The sequence below is a fragment of the Mesorhizobium sp. M1A.F.Ca.IN.020.06.1.1 genome (assembly GCF_004023265.1).
Classification (GTDB): domain Bacteria; phylum Pseudomonadota; class Alphaproteobacteria; order Rhizobiales; family Rhizobiaceae; genus Mesorhizobium.
Window position 1 is genome coordinate 1 of record NZ_RZSR01000391.1, and the last position, 5134, is coordinate 5134.

Here is a 5134-nt window from a genome sequence, read left to right on the forward strand (position 1 = left end):
GGCTCGGCCTCGGCCTGACCATCGCCCGCAACATCGCCCGCGGCGCCGGCGCCGAGATCAGCCTTTCCAACCATCCCGGCGGCGGCCTGCTGACGGAGCTGCGCCTGCCGCTGGCAGCTTGAGTCAGCAAGCGCTTTCCCGGCTGCTCCAGAGGACTGGATCAGCCGCGCCATCCTTGTGATAGTGCAGCCCGCCCTAAAGCGCCGTGCGTCCTCCAGGACGCGGGATGCTGTAGCACTTCAATTTGGTGCATGACCCTTACCGAACCGAAGGTCAGCGACGCAAAAATCGATTCTGATTTTCGGATCCCCGCACGAGGAACCGAACCATGTTCTACGCAATCCTTGCCTATCACGTCGAAGAGACCGTCCAGTCCTGGACGCCCGACGAGGATGCAGCCGTCATGAAAGACCTGCTCGAGATCAACGACAGGCTGACCCGCGCCGGCAAGCTGGGCCCGGCGGCAAGGCTGGGGGAGACGGCGAAAGCCGTCACGCTGCGCGGTCCGGGCGACGGCATGGTGATCGACGGCCCCTTTGCCGAGACCAAGGAGCAGTTGCTGGGCCTCTATGTGCTGGATTGCGCCAACCAGGACGAGGCGATAGCGGTGGCGCGCGATCTCAGGCGCGTCAATCCCACCGCCGTCTACGAGATCCGGCCGATTGCGCTTTATCTGCCGGGCGCGCCGCTGGCCTGAATTCCGGGAGTAGCGACGTATTCACCGCAGCGGGCGGCGCCCGGCGGTGCGGCTGCGCGCCGCAGCATCCGCGGGGGCTTCATCGGCCGGATAGCCGAAATCCTTCAGCTCCGAAATGGACAGACCGGCCAAAGCCCTGCGCTGCATGGCGTCCTGATACCGGCGCTGGAACCCGGCGAAGATTAACGCGATCTTGGCGGCGAGCGTGCCGGCAACTCGGGTGCTCGGCTGGCAGGTTCTGATATTGATGTAGGTCATTGTCATTCTCCCTCGTTCGAACTCACGAGGGCAGTGTCTCATCGGCGCGCTTTGGCAACGTTCGTCCAGGCGTGAAACCGCAGGAAAAAGCCCGCAAAATCGTCGTTAAGTCGGCGGCGGGACATGGTATTCTGCTTAACGCTGTTTCACGGGGCCCCGGATGTACATTCGATTGCTTGGCGGCATCGAGGTTGTCTCCGCAGGCGGGCAACCTCTGCACTTCGCGACGCGCAAGACGTCGCTGCTCTTTGCCGCGCTGGTTCTGGCCGGCCCGAAAGGGCTTCGCCGCGAGAAGGTGGCGGCGATGCTGTGGACCGGCAGCGGCGAGCAGCAGGCGCGAAACAGCCTGCGCCAGGCCCTGGTCGACATCAGGCGGCTGTTTCCGTCCACCGGCAACGAGGCCATTCGCATCGAAGGCAATGCCGACACCATCTGGGTGGTGGCGAATGACAACGAGGCCGACATCTGGATTTTCGACCGGAACTGCCAGGCCGATGACGGCGCGAGCCTCGCGGCAGCTGCCGACCTGTACCGGGGTGACCTGCTCGACGGACTGCCATCCCCCGGCGAAATCGACGAATGGCTTGCGCCGCTTCGGGCGAACTACACCCGCAAGGCGTTGGACCTGGCCGAACGGCTGAGCCTCCTGCCGGAACTCGGTGAACGCGAGGAGCAGGCCTGCGAAAGACTGGCTGAGCGGCTAGTGACGTCCGACCCATGCGCCGAGCAGGCCCACCGCGCCCTGATCCGCGTCGTCCGCCGCCACGGCCGGACCAACGACGCCTTTCGTCAGTTCCTGGCCTGTAAGGAAGCGCTCAAGCGCGAGCTCGGTGTCGAGCCTGAGGAAGCGACGCGGGCGCTGATCGAACGCATCGAGGCGCCAATGGAGCTGAAGGGTTCGATAGCCGACTATGGCCAGCCCGAGGCCGAACTTTCCCGCCTGGAAGCGAAGGCGCCTCGCCCTGTCGTTTCGGTGCCGGAAAAGCCGTCGATCGCGGTCCTGCCGTTCCAGAACATGAGCGGCGACGCCGAGCAGGAATATTTCACTGACGGCGTTGTCGAGGAGATCACGACGGCGCTGTCGCATGTCAGCTGGCTGTTTGTGATCGCGCGGAATTCCGCCTTCGCCTACAAGGGCCAGGCGGTTGACGTCACCCGCGTGGCACGCGAGCTCGGGGTGCGCTATGTGCTGGAGGGCAGTGTCCGCAAGGCCGGCAGCCGGCTTCGGGTGGCAGGTCAGCTTATCGAGGCGTCGGCGGGAGTAAATCTCTGGGCCGACCGCTTCGAAGGCGATGTCTCGGAAGTGTTCGAACTGCAGGACCTCGTTGCCTCCAGTGTCATCGGCGCAATTTCACCCAGACTCGAACAGGCCGAGATGGCGCGCGCCAAGCGCAAGCCCACCGAGAGCCTCGACGCCTATGACCACTATCTGCGCGGCATGGCGAGCCTTTACCGCTGGACGAGAGAAGGGCTGGAGGAGGCGTTGCCACAGTTCTACAGGGCCATCCAGCTCGACCCCGATTTTGCCGCCGCGGAAGGCGCTGCCGCCTGGTGCTATTTCTGGCGCATGGCGAATGGCTGGATGATCGACCGGCAGAAGGAAACAGCCGAGGTATCCAGGCTGGTCGGCGACGTGGCTATCGCCGGCAAGGACGATGCGGTGGCGCTGGCTTTCAGCGGCCTGGCGCTGGGTTATGTCACCGGCGATTACGAGGCCGGATCGGCACTGGCCGACCGCGCGCTCGTGCTCAACCCGAACTGCGCAGCCGCCTGGAGCGCCAGCGGCTGCCTCAAGGCCTGCCATGACGACCCGGACATCGCAATCGAGCACATGTCGCGGGCAAGGCGGCTGAGCCCGCTCGATCCGCTGACCTTCTTTATGCAGACCTTCACTGCCTTCGCTCACTTCGTGGCCGGCCGCTACGACGCCGCCTGGCCGCTCGCCGAGGCGGCGTCGCGCGCGCAGCCCTATTATCTCACCGGCCTGCGTGTGGCGGCCGCCAGCAACGCCATGGCCGGCAGGCTGGATGCCGCGAGCAGGCACATCGCGCGCTCGCTGGAGCTCGACCCGCAACTGAAGCTTTCCAACCTCAAGCATCGGGTGGGGCAGATCAGGCCAGAATATTTCGCCAAATATGTCGAGGCGCTACGGCTGGCCGGCCTGCCGGAATGACATATCTTGCGCAATCTCGTCAGTCTGGTAGCGCCGCGGCCTTGATTTCCAATCCGATGCGAAGCGTCTCACGCAGCAGGAGATCGAGGTCGTCGCGGCGGGTGCGGTGGTTGGTGATCGCGACCCGCAGGCAGTGCTGCCCGTGCACCGTGGTGTCGGACACGGCTGCAATGCCTTCTTCCTGCAGCCTGAGCATGATTTCGGTGTTGAACGCCTTGAGCCGTTCCTCGGAGGCGCCGTCCAGGCGATGGCGGAAGCAGACGATGTTGATGGTGGTCGGCGCCGTCAGCTCGAGCGCCGGCTCGACCCGGATCAGCTCGGTCAGATAGCCGGCCTGGGCGATGTTCTGGTCGATCAGCCGCCCGAATTTCTCGATGCCATGCTCCTTGAGCGACATCCAGATCTTGAGCGCGCGAAAACCGCGCGATGTCTGCAGGCCATAGTCGTGCAGCCATTGCCCTGAGGCGAGGCCACGCGGCGTCGATTCCAGATATTCCGGCGTGACGGCGAAGGCGTTGCGGTGGGCGACGGCGTCGCGAACCAGCGAACAGCCCGCTTCGAAGGGCGCGTGCAGCCATTTGTGCGGGTCGAGCGCGACGGAATGGGCGCGTTCGATGCCGGCGACGAGCGATCTGTTTTCAGGCGCGATGGCGATCAGGGCGCCGATGCAGCCATCGACATGAAACCAGAGGTCTTCCTCTGCCGCCAACACGGCCAGCGCCCGCAAGTCGTCGATCGCGCCCGTGTTGACGGTTCCTGCGGTGCCGATGATGCAAGCCGGCTTGAAACCTGCCGCGCGGTCTTCCGCGATGGCGGTCTTGAGCGCATCGACATCGATGCGCAGATCGGCGTCGGTCGCGACCCGCCGCAGCGCCCGGTTGCCGAGGCCGAGCGCTTCCATGGCCTTGCGGTGGCAGGAATGGACCTGGTCCGAGGCGTAGAAGCGCAACGGTTTTGGGATCGCCCCGACACCCCTTTCGCGCACGTCGACGCCTGCTTTGGCATTGCGCGCCACGGTCAAACCGATGAGGTTGGCCATCGAGCCGCCGCTGACAAGCGTGCCGCTGGCCGAAGCCGGGAAGCCCACCATCTCCTTGCACCAGTCGACCACCTGGCTGTCCATCAGCCCGGCGGCGTGATTGCCGCCGCCGAGGTTCGAGCCCTGGATCGCCGCCAGGAAATCGCCCAGCGCGCCCGTGAAATTGCTTGACCCCATATACCAGGACCAGAAGCGCGGATGGATGTTGCCCATCGGATAGGCCATGACGTTGCGGGCGACATCGCCATAGACCTCGGCTATCGGTGCCGGCGAGCGCGGCAGCGGCGCCGAGAAGAAGGCGCGAACCTCGACCGGCATTTGGCGCCACACCGGACGGTCCCGGACATCCTTGAGATAAGCGACGGCTTCCTCGACGATCCGATGCGACAGGGCCTGCATCTCGGCCCAGTCTGGCGGGTCGAGCGTCTCATCCATCACCGCTGTTTCCTGCATAGTGTCCATTCGCTGCTCCCCCGCCATCATTCCTGGATCGTCGCGCGGCGCCGCCATCCGAGTGGACGGCAGCGCCGCGATTTGTCTTCAGGCGTCGAACTGGCAGCCTGGTGTCGAGCGCGACAGTGCCGTCTCCTCCGCATCCATCTCAGCCTCGATGCCGTCGAAGAGCGGGGTCGACATGTAGCGCTCGCCGGTGTCGGGCAGCATGCACAAGATCACCGAGCCCGCCGGAGCGGTGCCCGCGATCTGGCGCGCGACGGCGAAGGTGGCGCCGCCTGAAATGCCGGTGAAGATGCCTTCCTGCTGCGCCAGGGCCTTGGCCCATTTAATGCCTTCCGGACCGGCGATCGGCACCACATCGTCATAGTAGCGCTTGTCGATCGCCTCCTGCAGCACGTTGGGGATGAAGTCCGGCGTCCAGCCCTGGATTGGATGCGGCTCGAAGGCCGGATGGCTGGCGGACGGCGCACCGCCCTGGCCACGCTCCTGCGCCTTGCCGCTGCCGATAAGC

The 5134-nt window shown here is 65.3% G+C and carries 5 protein-coding genes; 2 read left to right on the plus strand and 3 right to left on the minus strand.

Annotated features, from left to right (window positions below; translation table 11 throughout):
* Positions 1–328 precede the first annotated feature (328 nt).
* Complete coding sequence (locus EOA60_RS17795; protein ID WP_066994274.1) at positions 329–697, plus strand: YciI family protein; 369 nt, start codon at positions 329–331, stop codon at positions 695–697.
* 21 nt (positions 698–718) lie between these two features.
* Here EOA60_RS17795 and EOA60_RS17800 read toward each other — a convergent pair whose 3' ends face one another.
* On the minus strand, positions 719–955 hold the full coding sequence (locus EOA60_RS17800; RefSeq protein ID WP_040996927.1) for a hypothetical protein: 237 nt from the start codon (positions 953–955) through the stop codon (positions 719–721).
* Positions 956–1115: 160 nt separating this feature from the next.
* Here EOA60_RS17800 and EOA60_RS17805 point away from each other — a divergent pair, with 160 nt between their 5' ends.
* Positions 1116–3128: a BTAD domain-containing putative transcriptional regulator gene (locus tag EOA60_RS17805; RefSeq protein WP_128311673.1), complete on the plus strand. Its 2013-nt coding sequence runs from the start codon at positions 1116–1118 to the stop codon at positions 3126–3128.
* A 19-nt stretch (positions 3129–3147) separates the two neighbouring features.
* On the opposite strand, the gene EOA60_RS17810 is transcribed toward EOA60_RS17805, so the two are convergent.
* Both EOA60_RS17810 and EOA60_RS17815 read right to left on the minus strand, forming a co-directional pair.
* Entirely contained in the window at positions 3148–4629 is a 1482-nt protein-coding gene (locus EOA60_RS17810; RefSeq protein ID WP_095823567.1) for an aspartate aminotransferase family protein, read from the minus strand.
* Positions 4630–4707: 78 nt separating this feature from the next.
* Positions 4708–5134 (minus strand): pyridoxal-phosphate dependent enzyme (locus EOA60_RS17815; protein ID WP_128311675.1); only part of this gene is annotated, 427 nt, incomplete at its 5' end.

Coding starts and splice junctions, on each gene's coding strand:
- EOA60_RS17795 (WP_066994274.1), top strand. CDS start 329: ATGTTCTACGCAATCCTTGCCTATCACGTCGAAGAGACCGTCCAGTCC.
- EOA60_RS17800 (WP_040996927.1), bottom strand. CDS start 955: ATGACCTACATCAATATCAGAACCTGCCAGCCGAGCACCCGAGTTGCC.
- EOA60_RS17805 (WP_128311673.1), top strand. CDS start 1,116: ATGTACATTCGATTGCTTGGCGGCATCGAGGTTGTCTCCGCAGGCGGG.
- EOA60_RS17810 (WP_095823567.1), bottom strand. CDS start 4,629: ATGGACACTATGCAGGAAACAGCGGTGATGGATGAGACGCTCGACCCG.